Source organism: Flavobacterium sp. DSP2-3-1 (genome assembly GCF_049896865.1).
Taxonomy (GTDB): Bacteria; Bacteroidota; Bacteroidia; order Flavobacteriales; family Flavobacteriaceae; genus Flavobacterium.
The window spans coordinates 51,729-73,104 of the sequence record NZ_JAFCVD010000009.1 but is presented as its reverse complement, the minus strand read 5'-3'; the positions used below and the strand labels follow the sequence as shown (position 1 = coordinate 73,104).

Here is a 21,376-nt window from a genome sequence, read left to right as displayed (position 1 = left end):
TGTTTAAATTCGTTTTGTTACACTATTAATTTTAACCAAAAACCAAACCAAAATTATGAATACAATAATGATTTATTTGCCAATAGCCATGGCATTTATTGGACTGGCATTTATGTTTACCAAGAGAGCATGGGTTTTAAAACAAGATCCGGGTGACGGTAAGATGAAAGAGATTTCGGATTACATTTACGAAGGAGCCTTGGCTTTCCTAAAAGCAGAATATAGGTTATTGACTTTCTTTGTAATTGGTGCAAGTATCGTTTTAGCCGGAATTTCATTTATCGTTCCTACTACACATGTATTAATAGTTGTTGCTTTTGTTTTTGGTGCTTTTTTCTCGGCTTTAGCGGGAAATATGGGTATGAAAATCGCAACCAAAACTAATGTTAGAACCACACAGGCTGCACGTACGAGTTTGCCGCAAGCACTGAAAGTTTCTTTTGGCGGCGGTACTGTAATGGGATTAGGAGTTGCAGGTTTAGCTGTTTTAGGATTGACCACTTTCTTTATTTTCTTCTTTCACTTTTTTATGAATGGAGTTTGGACTTCTACGGAAGACATGACCATTGTATTGGAAACACTAGCGGGATTTTCTCTTGGAGCAGAATCTATCGCTTTATTTGCAAGAGTAGGTGGTGGAATTTATACCAAAGCGGCCGATGTTGGTGCTGATTTAGTGGGTAAAATAGAAGCTGGAATTCCAGAAGATGATCCTCGTAATCCGGCTACAATTGCGGATAACGTAGGAGATAATGTAGGCGATGTTGCCGGAATGGGTGCTGATTTATTTGGTTCTTATGTTGCGACGGTTTTAGCGGCCATGGTTTTAGGGAATTATGTGATCAAAGACATGGGCGGAAATATTCAAGATGCTTTTGGCGGAATAGGGCCTATTTTATTACCGATGGCAATCGCTGGTTTTGGAATTTTATTTTCGATTATTGGAACAATGGTTGTGAAAATTTCAGATGAAAATGCAAAAGAAGCACAAGTTCAAAGCGCTTTAAACATGGGAAACTGGCTTTCAATAGGATTAACCCTAATTGCATGTTATTTTTTAGTTGATTATATGTTACCAGAAACGATGAAAATGGATTTCTTTGGCGAAGGCACTAAAGAAATTTCGTCTATGCGCGTTTTCTATGCTACAATTGTCGGTTTAGCAGTAGGTGCAATTATTTCATCGGTAACGGAATATTACACTGGATTGGGAACAAAACCCGTTATGGCAATAGTACAAAAATCGTCAACCGGCGCTGGGACAAACGTAATTGCAGGATTAGCGACAGGAATGATTTCCACGTTCCCAACCGTTCTTTTATTTGCAGCAGCGATTTGGACATCGTATGCCTTTGCTGGATTTTATGGGGTAGCTTTGGCGGCTTCGGCGATGATGGCAACGACGGCTATGCAATTAGCAATTGATGCTTTCGGACCCATATCAGATAACGCTGGAGGTATTGCTGAAATGAGCGAATTGCCAAAAGAAGTACGCACCAGAACAGATATCTTGGATTCTGTAGGAAATACGACTGCTGCAACCGGGAAAGGCTTTGCTATTGCCTCTGCAGCATTAACGTCACTGGCTTTATTTGCTGCGTATGTTACCTTTACAGGAATAGACGGAATCAATATTTTTAAAGCGCCTGTTTTAGCAATGTTATTTGTGGGCGGAATGATTCCTGTCGTTTTCTCGGCTTTGGCCATGAATTCTGTTGGAAAAGCCGCGATGGACATGGTGTATGAAGTACGCCGCCAGTTCAGGGAGATTCCTGGAATTATGGAAGGAACCGGAAAACCGGAATATGCTAAATGTGTCGATATTTCTACTAAAGCCGCTTTACGTGAAATGATGTTACCGGGCATTTTGACTATTGGTTTTCCAATTGCTATTGTTTTATTAGGGAAGTTGGTTTATTCAGATAACAACCAATTAATCGCTGAAATGTTAGGCGGTTACATGGCCGGAGTTACAGTTTCCGGAGTACTTTGGGCTGTTTTTCAGAACAATGCCGGTGGTGCTTGGGACAACGCTAAAAAATCTTTTGAAGCAGGCGTTTTAATCAATGGCGAAATGACCTATAAAGGTTCTGATGCGCATAAAGCTGCCATCACTGGTGACACTGTAGGTGATCCGTTCAAAGATACTTCTGGACCATCGATGAATATTTTAATTAAATTGACCTGTTTAATAGGACTTGTAATTGCCCCGATTTTAGGAAATGGAAGTCATACTATTTCGGATAAAGCACCTTTTCGAGCAACCACTGAAATGGTTTCTAAAGAAGTGATGATCGAAAAAACCAATGTTGATGGAAAAGTAAAAGCTACTATTAAAACAAATATCAACGGCAAAGAAGACATTCAAAATTTTGAAGGAACAGATGAAGAAGTTCAGGCAAAAATTGATTTTTTGAAGTAATCAAACGTTATATAAATAAAATGCCTCGCAATTGCGAGGCATTTTTTGTTTGAAATCATGAAACTATTGTTTTAATGCATATTCTTTGATTAAAGTTGCAGCCGGAATATGAAGGGTTTCTGTTAAAACTCTAATTTGTTTAATAGTTAGAGCTCTTTTGCGTTTAAAAATTTCAGTTACTCTAGAACGACTATTCAAAATGACTCCTAAATCAGCATCTGTAAGTCCGTTTTGTTCCATCATGAACTTAATTGCTTCAATTGGGTCTGGCTCAGGAATAGAATAATGAATTTGTTCATATTTTTCTACAAGAGTGACAAGGATATCTAATTCATCACCTTCATTTGTATTTGGTTTAGCATCAAAAAGAATGTTTATTCTGTTTAAAGCTAAATCATAATCTATTTCTGTTTTTATAGGATTTATTTCCATTTTTATAAGTTTTTAATGTCTTCCAAATTATCATATTCAGGATGAGTTCCAATAAATAAAATATAGACGATTTGTGTTACGTAATTAATTTTTACGATTAATCGATAATGGTTACCACAAATATTAAATACTACTTTGTTATTTCCAATAAAATCAGCTGAACCAAAAATTGCTTTTATAGTATTAGAATTGGTGAAACTATTTTTATCAATAACCTGATACCAAGACAATAATTGCTGTTTTGAACTAGGGTATTGCTCCCAAAAATTTTGTAACGTTCTTTTAGCAATTATTCTCATACATTATTTTCTCTGCCAAAGATAGTCGAAAATTCCCAATTTGGGAAAAATAATTTTTATGTTTTAATTTATACTCATTGAGTTGTAAAACAATTGTAGATTCATGGAAATGTTTGTAAACAAAAATGCCTCGCGATTGCGAGGCATTTTTGTTTATGTGTTTTTTTATCTCCAGTTTCTACTCCCTCTCCTTCGGAGAGGGTTGGGGAGAGGATTCTAAAACAACCCATTCAGCTCCGCATCGATTCTATTAAAAATAGTTCCTAAATCTTCGGGATTGTCAACAAAATTAATGTTGTCAACATCAATGATTAATAGTTTTCCTTTGTCATAGGTCTGAATCCAACCTTCGTAACGTTCGTTCAATCGGCTTAAATAATCAATGGATATTGAGTTTTCGTATTCACGTCCTCTTTTATGTATTTGTCCGACTAAATTAGGAATTGAACTTCTTAAATAGATCAATAAATCAGGTGCTTTAACCGTAGATTCCATTAATTCAAAAAGCGAAGAATAATTTTGAAAATCACGATTGGTCATCAAACCCATCGCATACAGGTTAGGGGCAAAAATATGGGCATCTTCATAGATAGTTCGGTCCTGAATGATTTTTTTACCGCTTTCACGGATTTGCATTACCTGACGGAAACGGCTATTCAAGAAATAAATCTGTAAATTAAATGACCAACGTTCCATTTGATGGTAAAAATCATCTAAGTATGGATTATCGACAACGTCTTCATAATGCGGTTCCCACTTAAAATGTTTTGCTAACAAACGTGTTAAAGTTGTCTTTCCAGAGCCGATGTTTCCTGCTATTGCTATGTGCATTATGGTATTGTGATTTTATAATTTGTAATTCCTGTGGATGTAAAAATAGATAAAATTTGGTCCTTGTAATAGAATTTTTTAAACGTTTTTTCCGAAATTTCAATTTCAGTTTTTTTATCTTTTTCTAAATCCTGCAGAAACAAACGGGAGTCTTTCGAATAAATCAACTGATTTTCATTTATGATTGCAATCGATTCAAAATCAGGAATTTTTCCTTTAATTGTTATTCTTCCAAAAATATCACAAGTGTACCAATTGTTTTTTAAGTCAATCCAATGAAAGACATTGAAATCTGAAGAATAATTTTTGATGCTTTCGGTAAAAGGAACTGAAATGGTCTTGTATTCCTTGTTTAAATAATCATATAGTCCCAGTTGCTGATTCATGCTGTTGTAAATCCACAACTGATTCATTGCTGCAATTCCAATTGCAGTTGCTACGATTGGAACGATGTTTTCTGAAAAATTTATTTTTTGAAATTCATTCAGTTGATTATCCAATACGATAACAGTATTGAAATTTTCGTAAAACAAAACAATTTTAAGCGGGTTTTGTAGGTCAACTTTGGTGATTTTGCCCAAGGAAATGTTTTTATATTCTAAAGAATCTTGAGTGTTAATTTTAGAAAAGACATTGTTTTTGACAGTGTAATAAAAACCAAATGGATCATATCCCAAAAATTGATCTCCATCAAAACGAATAGAATCTATTTTAACAGCTGTTAATTTTTGGTTTTGACTAAAAACAACCGAAAACGAGGCGATAAATAGCATTAGCATTACTTTCTTCATAAAAGCGAAATTACAATTAAACCTTCTACAATTATGAGTGTCTTACTATTATTTTAACAGAATGATTGTAACAAAAACAGTATTTTCCAGTCTTATTCACTAAAATCCAAAAGTATGTACAAAGTAATTTTCACGTTAGTAATAGCAGTCGCATCGTTTATGGGACTTCAAGCTCAGGAATTTCAAGGAATGGCGGTGTACGAATCGAAAACCAGCACCTCCGATTTTAAAACACGAATGGAAGGCAATAGGGACATGACTCCGGATATGCAAAAGAGGATCGAGGAAAGTATGAAAAAAATGTTTGAAAAAACATTCATTCTTAATTTTGATAAATCGGCATCAATATACAAAGAAGAAGAAAAACTGGAAGCTCCAGGTCAAGGTGGTGGTGGAATGCGAATGATGATGTCTATGACTGGCGGCGGCGGAACATATTATAAAAATGTAAAAGAGAAGTCCTATACCGTTGATAAAGAGTTTATGGGGAAAGAGTTTCTGATAAAGGACTCTTTACCTAATTTACAATGGAAAATGGAAGGGGAAACCCGGGTTATTGGGGGCTACAATTGTTTTAAAGCCACCGCTGTACGTGTTGCGAGCAAAACAGATTTTAGAAACTTCAGACCAAAAAAAGAAGATGCCGCAGCAACTAAACCAGCTGATGCAGCCAAGAAAACAAGTCTTCTGGATGAATTGGATATGCCAAAAGAAACTATAATTACGGCTTGGTATACGCCGGAAATTCCAGTGAGTCAAGGGCCGGAAAATTACTGGGGATTACCTGGTTTGATATTGGAAGTAAATGACGGTAAAACGGTTATTTTATGTTCAAAAGTGGTTTTGAATCCTAAAGTTAAAACCGAAATTAGAGCGTCAACAAAAGGAAAAATAACCACTCAGAAAGAATTTGACGAAACCGTTTTGAAAAAAATGGAAGAGTTTAGAGAGATGAACCAAGGACGTGGCGGAAATGGCGGAATGAGAATGAGAATTGGAGGGTAAACTCAAATCAAATTTGTGTGTTAAATAAGTTCTCTATATTTCATCCATAATTTATAAATGAAAAATACAATAGTAGTTGCCCTGTTTTTTATTACCTCACTTTCCTTTGCACAATCCGTTAAATTAGAAGGTCTAATTACCGATTCAAAAGCTGCGGGTCTCGAAATGGCCAATGTAATGGCGGTAAATAAAGCCACAAAAGCAATGGATTCTTACGCCATTACAAATGACAAGGGGAAATTTATTCTTAATTTAAAACCAAATACTTCGTATGTTTTAAAAGTAAGCTATTTAGGAATGCAAAATAAAGAGCTGGAAATCACCACAACTTCAGAAAATAGCATAAAAAACATTGCACTTGAAGAAGGTGGAATTGAATTGGATGGAGTCGAAATTGTTCGTGAAATGCCGGTTTCGATAAAAGGAGATACTATTGTCTATAACGCGGATTCTTTTAAATCAGGAACGGAACGGAAACTGGAAGATATCTTAAAAAAATTACCAGGAGTTGAGGTAAATGCTGATGGTGAAATTGAAGTTGAAGGGAAACGAGTAACTAAATTAATGGTGGAAGGAAAAGATTTTTTTGATGGCGATACTAAATTAGGAGTCAAAAATATTCCGGCAGATGCCATTGATAAAATCCAAGTGTTGCGCAACTACAGCGAAATTGGAGCGCTAAAAGGAGTAGAGAACAATCAGGATAATATTGCAATGAATATCAAACTTAAATCAGGAAAGAAAAATTTCTGGTTTGGAGATATGACCGCTGGAATTGGAGTGGCGCACGAGGAAAGTCGCTATTTGATTAATCCAAAATTGTTTTATTACAGCCCAAAATACAGCATCAATGTAATCACGAATTTCAATAATATTGGAGAATTGCCGTTGACGGTTCAGGATTATTTTAAATTCACCGGCGGTTTTCGCGGGATGATGCAAAAAGGAGGTTCTAGTTTTAATGTATCTTCGAATGATTTAGGAATTTCACTGCTTAGGAATAACCGAGCCAAGGAAATTGAGACTGAATTTGGAGCTACAAATTTTGCCTATAATGTAAATAAAGCATGGACTTTAAGCGGTTTTGGGATTCTTTCCTCTTCGTTAACAGATTTAGAAACATCGTCACAAACAAATATTTTACAACCTAATTCTTCGGAGATTTTTTCTACGGAGAACCGTCAGGAAATTACAAACCAAAAAAGTAATTTAGGATTATTCAAATTGAGCTCCAGCTATAAACCTAGTGCGAGGTTTCAATTTGATTATGATGTTTTAACCAAATTATCCAAACAAGACGAGAATAATTCACTGTTAAGAGAATCTATTGTCAACAATAATTCCAAAATAGAAAACATTAATACGATAAAAAATCAAAATCCAATTTCGGTAAATCAAAACTTAAGTTTGTATTTCACACAAAGCGACAAAAATATTTTTGCTTTCGAAATGCAACATTTGTTTCAAGAAGAAGATCCTTTTTATAATGCTAATTTGCAATCGCAGCCATTCAGTTTGGCGGGGTATGTGGCTGGACAAAACAGAAATAAGATCAACCAGAGTCGCTTTGTAAAAACTAATAAAATTGACGCTAAATTGGATTATTATTACATGGTCACCCCAAAAAGCAACATCAATGTGACGTTAGGAAATACGTATTCCTATCAAAATTTTAATTCTGGTATTTTTCAAATTCTGGATAATGAAACAGTCAATAATCTGACTAATAATGCCAACACAAATGATGTGACTTACAATTTCAACGACACGTTTTTGGGGTTGCATTATAAGATTTTGAGCGGGAAATTCACGTTTACTCCCGGAGTAAGTCTGCACAGCTACAACATGATAAATGAGCAATTAAGAACCAGTAACAGTCAAAATTTCTTCAGAGCGTTGCCAGATTTGTTGGCGATTTATCAAATCAAAAAATCGGAAACATTAACTTATAATTTTTCGTATACCAATAATTTTACTGATATAAATAGATTAGCAGAGGGTTTTGTTTTCTCTAATTACAATAGCCTGACCAAAGGAAACCGATTTTTAGAGAACGCGACTGTACAAGAACATTCGTTGCGTTACTTTAAATACAACATGTTTAATTTTGAGAATATTACTGCGGTAGCTTCCTATTCTAAAAGAGTGGACGCGATAAAAACTAGTGCCGTATTCAATGGAGTAAATCAAACTTCATCGCCGTTCAACTCTGATTTTGCTGATGAAACACTTTCAGGAACTGGCTCGTACGGACGTTCTTTTCTGAAGAATTACAAAGCCTCTTTGGCAGCTTCTCTAAATTGGTCTAAGTTCAATAACATTCAGAATAATGTGTTGTCAACAAACGAGAGTTTAACCCAAAACTATACTTTTAAAGCATCAACGAATTACAAGAATATGCCTAATCTGGAATTAGGATATAATGTGGTTACGAATGATTACAATAACGCTACTTTTTATACAGAAAGACCCTTTGCTAAATTGGATTATTTCTTCTTGAGCAGTTTTTCTTTTGTAGCGGAATATGAGTTTTATCATTACTACAACAATGCTAAAACAGTCAATAATGAATATGATTTCTTGAGTGCCAGTTTAATTTATCAAAAGAAAGGCAGCAAGCTAGAATACAAAGTAAGCGGAACAAATTTATTGAATACAACCTCATTAAATGATGATAGTTTTACCCAATTTGCCACCAGAACTTCACAATATACTGTTCAGCCACGCTATGTGATTTTCTCTTTAAAGTATAATTTGTAGGAGCTAATCCTGCTGTACATTTCAATCTTTGCTGAAAAAGATTATTTTTCTAAATAAATAAAGGAGCTTCCGTTGGTCGCTCTTTTTTTATATGAAAAAATGAATCTTTTTCAGCAAAGGATTTCCATTTCCATCAGGGCTAAAAAAAACCCGAAATTCAATTGGATTTCGGGTTTTAGATATAAATATTTTTAGATGATTACAATCCAAAAGCGGTTTTAACTTGGTCAACAAAATCTAATTTTTCCCAAGTAAACAATTCAACAGTAACCGTTTTTTCGTTTCCACCTGGAGCAGAGAAAGTTTTGGTAACCGTTTCTGGAGTACGTCCCATGTGCCCGTAAGCAGCAGTTTCGCTGTAAATAGGGTTTCTTAATTTCAAACGTTGCTCAATAAAGTAAGGTCGCATATCAAAAATAGCTTCAACTTTTTTGGCAATTTCTCCATTAGTCAAATTCACTTTTGAAGTACCATACGTATCGATAAAAATACCCATTGGTTTTGCAACTCCAATGGCATACGAAACTTGTACTAAAATCTCGTCAGCAACACCTGCTGCAACTAAGTTTTTAGCGATATGACGTGTAGCATAAGCTGCACTTCTATCTACTTTACTCGGATCTTTTCCAGAAAATGCACCACCACCGTGAGCCCCTTTTCCACCGTAAGTATCCACAATGATTTTCCTTCCTGTAAGTCCAGTATCTCCGTGTGGCCCTCCAATTACGAATTTCCCGGTTGGGTTGATATGGTATTGAATTGCATCGTTAAATAAATGCGCATGCGCAGGATTTTTTGCAATGATCCTTGGAATCAATATTTCGATAATATCTTTTTTGATTTTTGCAAGCATTGTTGCTTCTTCATCAAAATCATCATGTTGTGTCGAGATTACAATAGCTTCAATACGAGTTGGCTTGTTGTCATCGCTGTATTCTAACGTTACTTGAGATTTAGCGTCAGGACGTAAATACGTAATTTCGTTGTTTTCGCGTCTTAAGATAGCTAATTCCTGCAATAATTTATGAGATAAATCAAGTGCCAAAGGCATGTAATTTTCGGTTTCATTAGTAGCGTAACCAAACATCATTCCTTGATCACCAGCGCCTTGCTCTTCAGGATTTGCTCTGTCAACACCTTGATTTATGTCAGCAGATTGTTCGTGAATAGCAGAAAGGATTCCACAAGAATTGGCTTCAAACATATATTCGCTTTTGGTGTAACCAATTTTTCGGATTACGTCACGAGCGATTTGTTGTACGTCTAAATAGGTATTTGATTTTACCTCACCAGCCAAAATTACTTGACCAGTTGTTACTAAAGTTTCGCACGCTACTTTTGAGTCAGCATCAAATGCCAAGAAATTATCAATTAATGCGTCTGAAATTTGATCTGCAATTTTGTCTGGATGTCCTTCGCTTACAGATTCTGACGTAAATAAATAGGCCATAATAAATATTATTTTTAAATTAAGCGAGAAAAAATAATTGCTGAAAAGGACTAAAGGAGAGTTCCTGCTTTAGCATTTTTTCTACTGAAAAATTATCAGTATTCATAATGAATTTGTTTCATTATGAAGAGGTTGCAATCAGTTCAAATTTTTCCTCTTGTATTCGGGTGCAAATGTATGAAACCATTTTGAATTGCAAATTAATCTTAACTTTTTTTTGCTGATAAATCTTTTTTTGGTTTAATTAAAGTAAAAAATAACTTCTGGAGCATTACGGCTAATATTTTTTTTGAAACTTATTTGGATATATAAAAAATAATTTGCAAATTTGATTATCTAAAAAAGTAAAAATGAAATTTAATATTTACACTATGTTTAAAGTCGCGCAGGACAATTCCTCAGGGTCGCTTATTGCATAATTTTAAATTAAATTATATAGCAAAAGCTTCCCAAATAACGGGAAGCTTTTTTTTTGAATACAACCTAATAATTTTACAGAAATAGTAACATACATGAACAACCAAAAATTCCAGCATACAAATAATTCAACAGTCAACAATGTGATAACTGCAAATGCCATTATGCGTATTTGCGTCAGTTGATTCCAAAAGTATAAGTTAGTATGATAACTTAAAACCCTTTTGGATATGTATCCAAAAGGGTTTTTTGTTTTTCTGAAGCTTTTTAAATTTTAAAATAATAATTACAATGAAATCAAAAATGAGTTTAAAAATTTAACACCTAAAAATTATGAGCGCAACTAAGTATTTTACCAAGACATTTCAAGTACTAAAAAGTATTGACTTTAAGAGCAAAAAGGAAAAAGAGAACAGTTCTAAAAATGAACTGATTCACCCTAGATTCGAAATTTCAAAAAACGATGCTTTGGCACAAAAAACAGTGCCAAATTCATTACTTTTTCTAATGTATTCCCAAGAGAATGAAGCGCTTTTTATTTAAGAAATCCGAATTTATTTTCGGTTTTGAGATCTTCAAAAAGGTATTTAAAATTGTTGTTTTGGCGAAGTAAAAAATCTAATTAGCTTTATGATACTTCGTCAAAATAACATTTGTATGTTTGTTGCTTTCAGATTTTTATTTAAACGAAACAAAAAATCGATTGCGTACAAAAATTTGGTTATTTCAAAAAATAGTGGTTACTTTGCATCTTTAAGTTCACAAACGTATTGAAATGTTATAAAGAAAGGCAGAGGGATTAGACCCGATGAAGCCTTAGCAACCCTTCGATTTATCGAAGAAGGTGCTGCATTCTACCACGCCAAACGTGGAAAGATAACACTAAGAATTTGTCTAGATAACTCCTAGCTTTCTTTCTAATATTTCCAGACACAAGTCAAAAATCATAAAAGATTTGCAATTGGAAAACAAACCAACATCCATTACATTACAAAATTTCACCACTGAAAGTGGCGCTTTTTATGCTGCCTTAAACTTAAGTTTTCAAGTTTTTGGACCAGAATTGCATTCCGCGCCGATCGTTTTGGTAAATCATGCATTGACCGGAAATTCGCAAGTTGTTGGATCAACGGGGTGGTGGAATGATTTAATTGGTGCAAATAAAACTATAGATACCACAAAATATACGATACTCGCTTTTAATGTTCCCGGAAATGGTTTTGATGATTTGATTATCGAAAATTATTCGGACTTTACTACCAGAGATATTGCCAGAATTTTTATTGAAGGGATTAATTTTCTTGAAATTAAAAAAACCTATGCTATTATTGGCGGTTCTGTTGGCGGAGGAATCGCGTGGGAAATGGTTGCTTTAAATCCAAAAATTACACAACACTTAATTCCTATTGCAACCGATTGGAAATCGACGGATTGGCTAATTGCCAATTGCTTTTTGCAGGAACAAATCCTGAAAAACTCTTCAAAACCTATTGAAGACGCTCGAATTCATGCCATGCTGTGTTATCGAACTCCGGAATCTTTTGCGGCAAAATTTCAGAGAACAACCAATGAAGAATTAGCCATTTTTAATGTAGAAAGCTGGTTGTTGCATCACGGCGAAAAATTGCAGAAACGTTTTCAGATCTCGTCATATAAAATGATGAATCAACTGTTGAAAACGATCGATATTACCAGAAACCGCGCTTCATTCGAAGAAATAACTTCAAAAATTGAAGCTGATATTCATATTATAGGAATCAATTCAGACTTGTTTTTTACTGCAAATGAAAATATAGCAACTTACGAGGAATTAAAAAAATATAAAAATAATGTAACCTATCAGGAAATTGTTTCCATTCACGGACACGATGCTTTTTTGATAGAATACAAACAATTGCACAATTTGCTTCAGGATATATTCTAAGCCAAAAAACAGAACACAATGAAAATATTAAAATTTGGAGGTAAATCATTATCGAATGGCGACGGGATAAATAAGGTGATCGCAATAATAACCGATAAAGTAAATCAGGGTGAAGAAATTGCCATTGTGGTTTCGGCAAGAGGAAATGCTACGGATGAATTAGAAGAAATTTTAAGTATTGCATCTAAAAATGGGGATTATAAACCGCTTTTTGAGGATTTCAAAAAATACCAACAAGACGAATATGAAAGCGTTGATTTGTCTGAGGAATTCACTGTTTTGGAAAAATTATTCGAAGGCATAAGTTTAATCGGCGATTACAGCAAAAAAATTAAAGATCAGATTCTGTCAAAAGGAGAGTTGCTTTCTGCAAAATTACTGACCGCTATTCTGTTTGAAAATGGAATAAATGCTCGTTTTGTTGATACTAGAGAATTGATAAAAACCGATTCTCAATTTGGTAATGCGCAACCTTTGGAACAAATTTCTAAGAAAAATGTCATCAATTATTTCAAGCAAAATAACGGAACAACGGTAAATATTATTACAGGTTTTATTGGTTCTAACAATAATAATGATACAACCACTTTAGGAAGAAACGGCAGTAATTATACCGCTTCGTTGATTGCGAATTATTTGAATGCAGAAGAATTACAAAATTATACGCACGTAGACGGAATTTATACCGCTAATCCTGATTTAGTAGTTGATGCAAAGAAAATTGATCATTTATCGTTTAATGAAGCTAATGAAATAGCCAATTTTGGTGCGACCATTCTTCATGCCAAAACCATCATTCCTTTATTGGAGAAAAACATTCCACTTCGTATTTTGAATACATTTAATCACGAAAATAAAGGAACGTTAATTACTTCCAATTCTAACAAGGAAGGAATTAAAACGCTTTCAGTCTTGGAGAATGTGTCACTAGTAAACTTAGAAGGAAGAGGATTGCTAGGGAAAACTGGTGTAGATGCCCGTATTTTCAGAGTAATGGGCGACAATGATATTAGCGTAAGCATCATTTCACAAGGTTCTTCAGAAAGAGGAATTGGTTTAGTTGTAGCCGCGGATAAGGCCACAAAGGCCATGATTGAATTAGAGAAAGAATTCGAGAATGATTTCTATTCAAAAGATGTAAATAAAATCACGGTGACGGATGATGTTTCGGTAATTTCTATCATTGGGCAGGATTTGAGTACATTTCACAAGCCTTATACAGCGTTGATAAAAAATAAAATTGTCCCAATACTTTTCAATAATACGGTAACTGGTAAAAACGTGAGTTTGGTTGTCAAAAAATCCCAACTGAACAAAGCTTTAAACGTGATTCACGGAGAGATTTTTGGAGTAGCTAAGAAAATCAATATCGCTATTTTCGGACATGGATTAGTTGGCGGAACCCTGATTAACCAAATATTGGAATCGGCTGCAACTATTGAGAAAAGAAAAGACATCAAACTGAATGTTTTTGCGATTGCCAATTCAAAAAATGTGTTACTGAATAAAAATGGTGTTACTCCAAATTGGAAAAATGAAATCCAAAATAATGGTTTCTCTTACACTATCGATGATGTAATTGCTTACGCAAATGAGCATCATTTGGAGAATTTGATTGCGATTGATAACACGGCAAGTGCCACATTTGTTGAAAATTACATTCCACTTGCAGTAAGCAGTTTTGATTTGATTTCTTCTAATAAGGTAGCTAATACATTAAGTTATAGTTTTTATAAAAAATTGCGAAAAGTATTAGCGGATAATCAAAAAAGTTATCTTTATGAAACGAATGTTGGAGCGGGATTACCGTTGATTGATACGATTAAATTGTTGCACCTTTCGGGGGAAAATATCACGAAGATTAAAGGTGTTTTCTCTGGAACATTAAGTTATTTGTTCAATAATTTTTCTGCAAAAGAAGCTCCATTCAGTGAAATATTGAAAGAAGCTATTGATAACGGATATACCGAGCCAGATCCAAGGGAAGATTTATGCGGGAATGATGTAGGTCGAAAATTATTGATTTTGGCAAGGGAATTAGACTTGCAAAATGAATTTGAAGAAATTGATATTCAAAATTTAATTCCCGAACATTTACGCGAAGGAGATGTTTCTGATTTTTTAAATAAACTGACGGAGTTTGATCCAATTTATGCTAAAATAAAAGCCGACCAAAAGCCCAATCACGTGTTGCGATACATAGGCGAATTGTCAGGCGATTTGCAAAATGACAAAGGAAATCTGGAAGTAAAGCTAGTTTCGGTACCATCAGATACTGCTTTAGGCGGATTGAAAGGTTCTGATTCTTTCTTCGAAATTTACACAGAATCGTATGGCGACAGACCAATTGTAATTCAAGGCGCAGGAGCCGGATCAGCAGTAACGGCCAGAGGTGTTTTTGGCGATATTTTGAGATTATCGGATAAAGGGTAAAGATTTAAGATTGCAGATTGTTTCGCCAGTTCGAGCAAGCTCTCGGGTAACGATTTTGATTTAAGATATTTAAAAGTAAAATTCGCGTTTGAAAATCCGTTTTATCCGCGTCCAAACAAATACAATTAATTAAAAAGGGACTGCCTCCAGTCTTGGCTCCCTTCCCTTCGGGGAGGGTTGGGGAGGGGAATAATATGAAAATAACATTAAACAGAGTAAACGACAATTTCCACTTTGAATTAAAAAACGACCGTGGGCATATAGTAAACGTAGATAGTCGACCAGAATTTGGGGGTGACGATATGGGCGCAAGTCCAATGGAATTAGTATTGATGGGTGTTGCTGGTTGCAGTGCCATTGATATGATTTCGATTTTGAAAAAGCAGCGTCAGGAAATCACTTCTTTCAAAGCTGAAGTCGAAGGAGAGCGTGTACAAGTAGGAGAAGCGAAACCATTTAAGGATATTACAGTAGTATTCTTTTTGGAAGGACCTATCAATGAAGAAAAAGCAGCTAGAGCCGCACAACTTTCTTTTGAAAAATACTGTTCGGTCTCTAAAACATTAGAGCCAACAGCGACCATACATTATAAAGTAGTTTTGAATAATAAACCATTGTAGTTTAAGCAAAGTGATTGGATTTAATGTTCCAACAACTTTAAACCTTAAACTTTAAACTAAAAAAGAATGAACGAACAAGAATTTGGTTTTGAAACATTAGCCATCCGTACCCAATTAGAAAGAACGCAATATTTAGAGCACTCGGTTCCTTTGTACTTAACTTCAAGTTTTGTTTTTGAGGATGCCGAAGATATGCGTGCTTCTTTTGCCGAAGAGAAAGACAGGAATATTTATAGCCGTTACAGCAATCCAAACACAAATGAATTTGTTGATAAAGTGTGTAAAATGGAAGGGGCGCCAGCTGGTTTTGCCTTCGCATCAGGAATGGCAGCAGTGTATTCAACCTTGGCAGCTTTATTGAAATCTGGAGATCATATAGTTTCTTCCAGTAGTGTTTTTGGAGCGACACATTCTTTATTTATCAATTATTTTCCAAAATGGAATATTGAAACCTCCTATTTTGATATTAATAAACCGGAAACAATTGAAAGTTTTATCACACCAAATACAAGGATTCTTTTTGCTGAATCACCAACCAATCCTGCTGTTGATATTATCGATTTGGAACTTTTAGGGACGATTGCCAAAAAACACAATTTGATTTTGATAATTGACAACTGTTTTGCAACACCTTATTTGCAACAACCTATAAAATGGGGCGCGCACTTAGTGGTGCATTCCGCTACAAAGTTAATGGACGGTCAAGGTAGAGTCTTGGGAGGAATAACAGTTGGTGATGCTGAATTGATTCAAAAAATCTATTTATTTTCTCGACTTACAGGGCCTTCCTTATCGCCGTTTAACGCTTGGGTATTGTCGAAAAGCCTTGAAACTTTGGCGATTCGTTTGGACAGACATTGTGAAAACGCCTTGAAAGTAGCGGAGTTTTTAGAGCAGCATCCGAACGTGAATCGCGTGAAATACCCGTTTTTAAAATCGCATCCACAATACGAAATTGCTCAAAAGCAAATGAAGTTGGGTGGCAACATTGTAGCTTTTGAAATAAAAGGCGGTCTTGAAGCCGGCAGAAATTTTTTGGATAAATTAAAATTATGCTCTTTATCACCAAATTTGGGAGATACCAGAACAATTGTTACCCATCCGGCATCAACAACACACAGTAAATTATCTGTTGAAGAGCGTTTGGCAGTCAGTATTACCGATGGTTTAGTGCGTGTTTCAGTAGGATTGGAAACCGTAAAAGATGTAATTGCTGATTTGGAGCAGGCGCTTTCATAAAGATTTTAGTCCTGAAGTTTCTGGATAAGATTAACGATTATACTTTGCAGATTTTCTGTGTGATTATAATCGTTAATCTTCGTTCAAAAAGTATATTTTTGTTGTTAAATTAGGGATGATTTTGTGATTTCAAATTACTTTTAAATTTGAAATCAAAAATCGTTAACCTTCAATCAAAAATTAATTATGCTTTCAAAGAAAACAAAATACGGAATAAAAGCGCTTACTTTTTTGGCGCGCCAAAAAGACAATTCTCCTGTGCAAATAGCGGAGATAGCCAAGAGCGAGACTATTTCGATCAAATTTTTAGAAAGTATTTTATTGTTGCTGCGTCATTCAGGTTTTTTAGGAGCCAAAAAAGGAAAAGGCGGTGGCTATTATTTGATAAAAGATCCCAAAGACATCAATATGGCCCATGTGTATCGCATTCTTGAAGGGCCAATTGCATTACTTCCTTGTGCCAGCCATAATTTTTATGAGCGTTGTGTGGACTGTTCAGATGAAGCTACTTGTGCTGTTCGGAAACTAATGATTGAAGTTCGTGATAATTCCCTGAAAATTTTAGAGAGTAACACCTTGGCTGACATTGCATTTTAGAGAATAATCACAAAATAAGTTTTGTAGTTAAGTTAAAAGTTTTACTTTTGCACAATAATCTACTATTCCGATGGGGTACTATATTTAAATAGTAAAAACAGTTGAATAAAAAAAGCATGAGCCAAGAATTGAAAGCCATTAATATTAATGCAAAATCGGAAACGACTTTTAAAGAACGCTTATGGGTTATTATTCCAGTTATTTTATTAGTAGGTTTAATTTCTACATTGGTATACAATCATTACACAGAATTTTCTTGGGATGGTTTTATTGCGGGATTTAATCAGGAATTTTTAATTTTTTTCTGTATCGGTGTTTTTGCACAATTAGTAGATGGAACATTAGGAATGGGGTATGGGGCGACTTCGACTTCTTTTTTATTGGCGTATGGCATTCCACCAGCGATTAGTAGTACAGGTGTTCACGTTGCTGAAATGTTTACAACCGGAGCTTCTGCGATTTCTCATCATCGATTTGGGAATATTAATAAAAAACTAGTGAGACATTTGTTAATTCCGGGGGTTTTAGGCTCTATTGCAGGTGCTTATTTACTGTCGGATGTGATTGACGGTGATGCGATAAAACCTTTTATTGCGGTTTATATGATAGCCTTGGCAATTATAATTATCAGAAAAGCAATGCAAAAAAACATCATTAAAAAGAAAACCAAACGATTGAATATTTTAGCTTCTTTTGGAGGTTTTATGGATGCAGTTGGTGGCGGTGGCTGGGGGCCAATTGTGACCTCGACCTTGCTAGGTCGCGGTAGAAATCCCAGATATACCATTGGATCTGTCAATGCAGCTGAGTTTGCGGTAGCTTTTGCCAGCGGTGTAACATTCATGCTCTTTGGAGGAATTCAAGGATGGCAAGTAATTATAGGGTTGATTTTAGGAGGTGTGATTGCTGCTCCAATCGCCGCTATTTTAGTTAATAAAATAAAGAGAAAACCTATGATGATTTTGGTTGGTATTTTAATTATTATTTTAAGTTTAAAAACACTGTCCAAATTATTATAAAGAGAAACGAAATTATGAGCATAGCGATAACCAATACTTTATTAGAAAAAACAAGAAGCTTATCCATCGAGGAAACACTTGCTTTTTTGGCTAATGAATACAAAGATAAAGTTGTTTTTTCTACTTCTTTTGGACAGGAAGATCAAGTGATTACGGCTTTAATTGCAAAAAATGATTTACCAATTACCATTTTTACCTTAGATACAGGAAGACTATTTCAAGAAACATATGATGTTTTTCACAAGACATTAAAAAAGTATAAAAAGGAAATTAAGGTTTATTTTCCGGAGGCTTCTGAAGTAGAAAATTTGTTAAATCAAAAAGGTCCAAACAGTTTTTACGAATCGGTGGAGAACAGAAAAGAATGTTGTTTTATTCGAAAAGTGGCTCCTTTGACTAAAGCATTGAAAGGAAATTCGATCTGGATTACCGGTTTAAGAGCAGAGCAATCAGAAAACAGAAATGATTTAGACCTTTTTGAGTACGATGAAAAATTCGACATTATAAAATTCAATCCATTATTGAAATGGACTTTAGAAGAAGTTAAAAAATATATTAATGACAATAATGTGCCACAAAATGCATTGCACAAACAAGGATTTGTAAGTATAGGGTGCGCTCCATGTACTAGAGCAATTACTGCTGATGAAGATATACGAGCGGGCAGATGGTGGTGGGAATCAAGTCATAAAGAGTGTGGCTTGCACCAAAAGTAATTATGAATTATAAATTATAAATGATTGTTGGAATCTTTAAATTTTTCAATTATTTAAATTTTTAAATAAAAAAAATGAGTTCAATATTAAAAACAAACGCTTTAGAAAGCGAAGCGATATACATTTTCAGAGAAGTGATTTCTCAATTTGACAAGCCAGTTTTACTTTTCTCTGGTGGAAAAGATTCGATCACATTAGTTCGATTAGCACAAAAAGCATTTTTTCCTGCGAAAATTCCTTTCCCATTGTTGCACGTTGATACAGGTCATAATTTTCCGGAAACTATTGCTTTCAGAGATAAATTAGTTGCTGAATTAGGATTGGAATTAATCGTTCGTAATGTGCAAGATGCCATTGACGAAGGTAAAGTTGTAGAAGAATCAGGAAAGTATGCCAGCAGAAATAGTTTGCAAACGACTACACTTTTGGACGCAATCGAAGAATTTAAATTTGATGCTTGTATTGGCGGAGCGCGTCGTGATGAAGAAAAAGCAAGAGCTAAAGAACGTATTTTTTCTGTTCGTGATGATTTTGGTCAATGGGATGAGAAAAACCAACGTCCGGAATTGTTTGATATTTTGAACGGAAAAATTGAAAATGGCCAAAACGTTCGTGTATTCCCAATTTCGAACTGGACTGAATTAGATGTGTGGAGTTACATTGAACAAGAGCAAATCGAAATTCCATCGATTTACTTTTCACACAAACGTAAAGTATTCTGGAGAGACAATATGATTTGGTCCCATTCTCCATTTGTGTACCAGGAAGAAGATGAAGAAATTGAAGAAAGAATTGTTCGCTTTAGAACCGTTGGAGATATGAGTTGTACCGCAGCTGTTGATTCTTTTGCCGCAACAATTCAAGAAGTAGTAGGTGAAATTAGATCTTCGACGATCTCAGAAAGAGGTGCCAGAATTGATGACAAACGTTCGGAAGCCGCAATGGAAAAAAGAAAACAACAAGGGTACTTTTAGAATCCCCACCCCAGCCCTCCCCGAAGGGGAGGGAGCCATAGCCGGATAAAAAGTGTCCATTGGTTGAGGGTTTTATAAAGTAATAAAATAGATAAAAAATTGATTTTTTAATTAAATAAATGCCAGACTCGTCTCCCTTCCCTTCGGGGAGGGTCGGGGAGGGGAATACATAACGGTAATATGGAAGTTTTAAAAATAGCAACAGCAGGAAGCGTAGATGACGGAAAGAGTACCTTAATCGGAAGATTATTATACGATACAAAATCGTTGACTACAGATAAAATTGAAGCAATAGAAAAAAGCAGCAAGCAAAAGGGATACGATTACTTGGATTTTTCATTGGCGACCGATGGTTTGGTTGCCGAGAGAGAACAAGGAATCACGATTGATGTTGCGCATATTTATTTTTCGACTGCTAAGAAAAGTTACATTATTGCCGATACTCCGGGTCACGTAGAATATACACGAAACATGGTTACCGGAGCTTCTACTTCGCAAGTTTCAATCATTTTGATTGATGCTCGTAAGGGAGTTATTGAGCAAACCTACCGTCACTTTTTTATCAATAATTTACTGCGAGTAAAAGAGGTGATTGTTGCGGTAAACAAAATGGATTTAGTGGATTATTCGGAAGAAGTTTACAATAAAATAAAAGCTGATTTTCAGGCATTGAACAGTAAAAGTTCTTTTAAAGAGCAAAACGTAAGTTACATTCCGTTGAGTGCTATTAACGGAGGAAACGTTGCGGATAAATCAGAGAACATGCCATGGTATACTGGACAAACGGTTTTGGAACATTTAGAAGCGTTAGAGCCAAAAGATGTGTACGAAAAAGGACAAGCACGTTTCCCTGTTCAAACAGTAATTCGACCAAAAACGGCAGAGTATCATGATTTTAGAGGATACGCCGGAAAATTATACGGCGACAATATTAAAGTAGGCGATGCGGTAACTGTCCTTCCATCGTTGACCGAATCTAGAGTAACGAATATTCACTTTTTCGATAAACAGTTTAATGAAGCAACTGTAGGATCTTCTGTTACTATTGAATTAGAAAATGACATTAATGTGACTAGAGGAGATATGATTGTAAAATCAAGTGAGCTTCCAAGAATTGGAAAAGATATTAATGCTACAGTTTGTTGGATGGACAGTAAAAAGTTAGTGCCGGGAACAAAATATTTTATACAACACAACACGAATCGAGTTTTAGCAAAAATTGAAAGTATAAAAAATGTGATTGCAACGGATTATTCGGGTTCAAGTCCGGCAACTCAGTTAGCAATTAATGAAATAGGAGAAGTGAATATTAAGTTGAGTAAGGCTATATATTTTGATGCTTACAACGACAACAAGTCAAACGGTGCTTTTATTTTGATAGATGCCGCAACCAATACAACTGCAGGAGTTGGTTTTATAAACTAAACTTAGCTGTTGCTAAAAATAT

18 protein-coding genes and 1 riboswitch are annotated in these 21,376 nt (G+C 35.0%); of the genes, 13 read left to right on the top strand and 5 right to left on the bottom strand.

Annotation, left to right across the window (positions count from 1 at the left end):
- Positions 1 to 55 precede the first annotated feature (55 nt).
- Positions 56 to 2,422, top strand: coding sequence for a sodium-translocating pyrophosphatase (locus tag ACP7AT_RS11520; RefSeq protein ID WP_426064464.1), 2,367 nt, complete (start codon positions 56 to 58; stop codon positions 2,420 to 2,422).
- Between the two features lie 63 nt (positions 2,423 to 2,485).
- Here ACP7AT_RS11520 and ACP7AT_RS11515 read toward each other — a convergent pair whose 3' ends face one another.
- The 4 genes from ACP7AT_RS11515 to ACP7AT_RS11500 form a co-directional block, all read right to left on the bottom strand.
- Positions 2,486 to 2,854 (bottom strand): helix-turn-helix domain-containing protein, encoded by a 369-nt coding sequence (locus ACP7AT_RS11515; protein ID WP_426064463.1) that lies wholly within the window; start codon positions 2,852 to 2,854, stop codon positions 2,486 to 2,488.
- A gap of 2 nt (positions 2,855 to 2,856) precedes the next feature.
- Entirely contained in the window at positions 2,857 to 3,153 is a 297-nt protein-coding gene (locus tag ACP7AT_RS11510; protein WP_426064462.1) for a type II toxin-antitoxin system HigB family toxin, read from the bottom strand.
- Between the two features lie 216 nt (positions 3,154 to 3,369).
- Positions 3,370 to 3,984 (bottom strand): deoxynucleoside kinase, encoded by a 615-nt coding sequence (locus tag ACP7AT_RS11505; RefSeq protein WP_091204248.1) that lies wholly within the window; start codon positions 3,982 to 3,984, stop codon positions 3,370 to 3,372.
- Positions 3,984 to 4,775, bottom strand: a complete 792-nt coding sequence (locus tag ACP7AT_RS11500; RefSeq protein ID WP_426064461.1) for a hypothetical protein — start codon at positions 4,773 to 4,775, stop codon at positions 3,984 to 3,986. The genes ACP7AT_RS11505 and ACP7AT_RS11500 overlap by 1 nt, the downstream gene beginning before the upstream one ends.
- Positions 4,776 to 4,889: 114 nt before the next feature.
- On the opposite strand from ACP7AT_RS11500, the gene ACP7AT_RS11495 reads away from it, so the two are divergent.
- A complete protein-coding gene (locus ACP7AT_RS11495; RefSeq protein ID WP_426064460.1) occupies positions 4,890 to 5,780 on the top strand; it encodes a GLPGLI family protein in 891 nt (296 codons plus the stop codon).
- Between the two features lie 57 nt (positions 5,781 to 5,837).
- Complete coding sequence (locus ACP7AT_RS11490) at positions 5,838 to 8,540, top strand: carboxypeptidase-like regulatory domain-containing protein (RefSeq protein ID WP_426064459.1); 2,703 nt, start codon at positions 5,838 to 5,840, stop codon at positions 8,538 to 8,540.
- Between the two features lie 199 nt (positions 8,541 to 8,739).
- On the opposite strand, the gene metK is transcribed toward ACP7AT_RS11490, so the two are convergent.
- On the bottom strand, positions 8,740 to 9,990 hold the full coding sequence (metK, locus tag ACP7AT_RS11485) for a methionine adenosyltransferase (protein WP_426064458.1): 1,251 nt from the start codon (positions 9,988 to 9,990) through the stop codon (positions 8,740 to 8,742).
- Positions 9,991 to 10,740: 750 nt separating this feature from the next.
- Between metK and ACP7AT_RS11480 the strand changes: the two genes are divergently transcribed.
- From ACP7AT_RS11480 to ACP7AT_RS11435, 10 genes are all read left to right on the top strand, one after another.
- Complete coding sequence (locus tag ACP7AT_RS11480) at positions 10,741 to 10,950, top strand: hypothetical protein (RefSeq protein ID WP_426064457.1); 210 nt, start codon at positions 10,741 to 10,743, stop codon at positions 10,948 to 10,950.
- Positions 10,951 to 11,182: 232 nt separating this feature from the next.
- Positions 11,183 to 11,290: riboswitch (SAM riboswitch) on the top strand.
- A gap of 78 nt (positions 11,291 to 11,368) precedes the next feature.
- Positions 11,369 to 12,331 (top strand): alpha/beta fold hydrolase, encoded by a 963-nt coding sequence (locus tag ACP7AT_RS11475; RefSeq protein WP_426064456.1) that lies wholly within the window; start codon positions 11,369 to 11,371, stop codon positions 12,329 to 12,331.
- An 18-nt stretch (positions 12,332 to 12,349) separates the two neighbouring features.
- The gene (gene thrA, locus ACP7AT_RS11470; protein WP_426064455.1) at positions 12,350 to 14,764 is read left to right on the top strand and encodes a bifunctional aspartate kinase/homoserine dehydrogenase I; all 2,415 of its coding nucleotides are present in this window, start codon (positions 12,350 to 12,352) and stop codon (positions 14,762 to 14,764) included.
- A gap of 194 nt (positions 14,765 to 14,958) precedes the next feature.
- Positions 14,959 to 15,384: an OsmC family protein gene (locus tag ACP7AT_RS11465; RefSeq protein WP_426064454.1), complete on the top strand. Its 426-nt coding sequence runs from the start codon at positions 14,959 to 14,961 to the stop codon at positions 15,382 to 15,384.
- A 66-nt stretch (positions 15,385 to 15,450) separates the two neighbouring features.
- Positions 15,451 to 16,623, top strand: a complete 1,173-nt coding sequence (locus tag ACP7AT_RS11460) for a trans-sulfuration enzyme family protein (protein ID WP_426064453.1) — start codon at positions 15,451 to 15,453, stop codon at positions 16,621 to 16,623.
- A gap of 186 nt (positions 16,624 to 16,809) precedes the next feature.
- Positions 16,810 to 17,220, top strand: a complete 411-nt coding sequence (locus ACP7AT_RS11455; RefSeq protein ID WP_426064452.1) for an RrF2 family transcriptional regulator — start codon at positions 16,810 to 16,812, stop codon at positions 17,218 to 17,220.
- Between the two features lie 116 nt (positions 17,221 to 17,336).
- Positions 17,337 to 18,239: a sulfite exporter TauE/SafE family protein gene (locus tag ACP7AT_RS11450; protein ID WP_426064451.1), complete on the top strand. Its 903-nt coding sequence runs from the start codon at positions 17,337 to 17,339 to the stop codon at positions 18,237 to 18,239.
- 14 nt (positions 18,240 to 18,253) lie between these two features.
- Positions 18,254 to 18,955, top strand: coding sequence for a phosphoadenylyl-sulfate reductase (locus tag ACP7AT_RS11445; RefSeq protein WP_426064450.1), 702 nt, complete (start codon positions 18,254 to 18,256; stop codon positions 18,953 to 18,955).
- Between the two features lie 74 nt (positions 18,956 to 19,029).
- Positions 19,030 to 19,929: a sulfate adenylyltransferase subunit CysD gene (gene cysD, locus ACP7AT_RS11440; protein ID WP_426064449.1), complete on the top strand. Its 900-nt coding sequence runs from the start codon at positions 19,030 to 19,032 to the stop codon at positions 19,927 to 19,929.
- Between the two features lie 180 nt (positions 19,930 to 20,109).
- A complete protein-coding gene (locus ACP7AT_RS11435) occupies positions 20,110 to 21,354 on the top strand; it encodes a sulfate adenylyltransferase subunit 1 (RefSeq protein ID WP_426064448.1) in 1,245 nt (414 codons plus the stop codon).
- Positions 21,355 to 21,376: the final 22 nt, after the last annotated feature.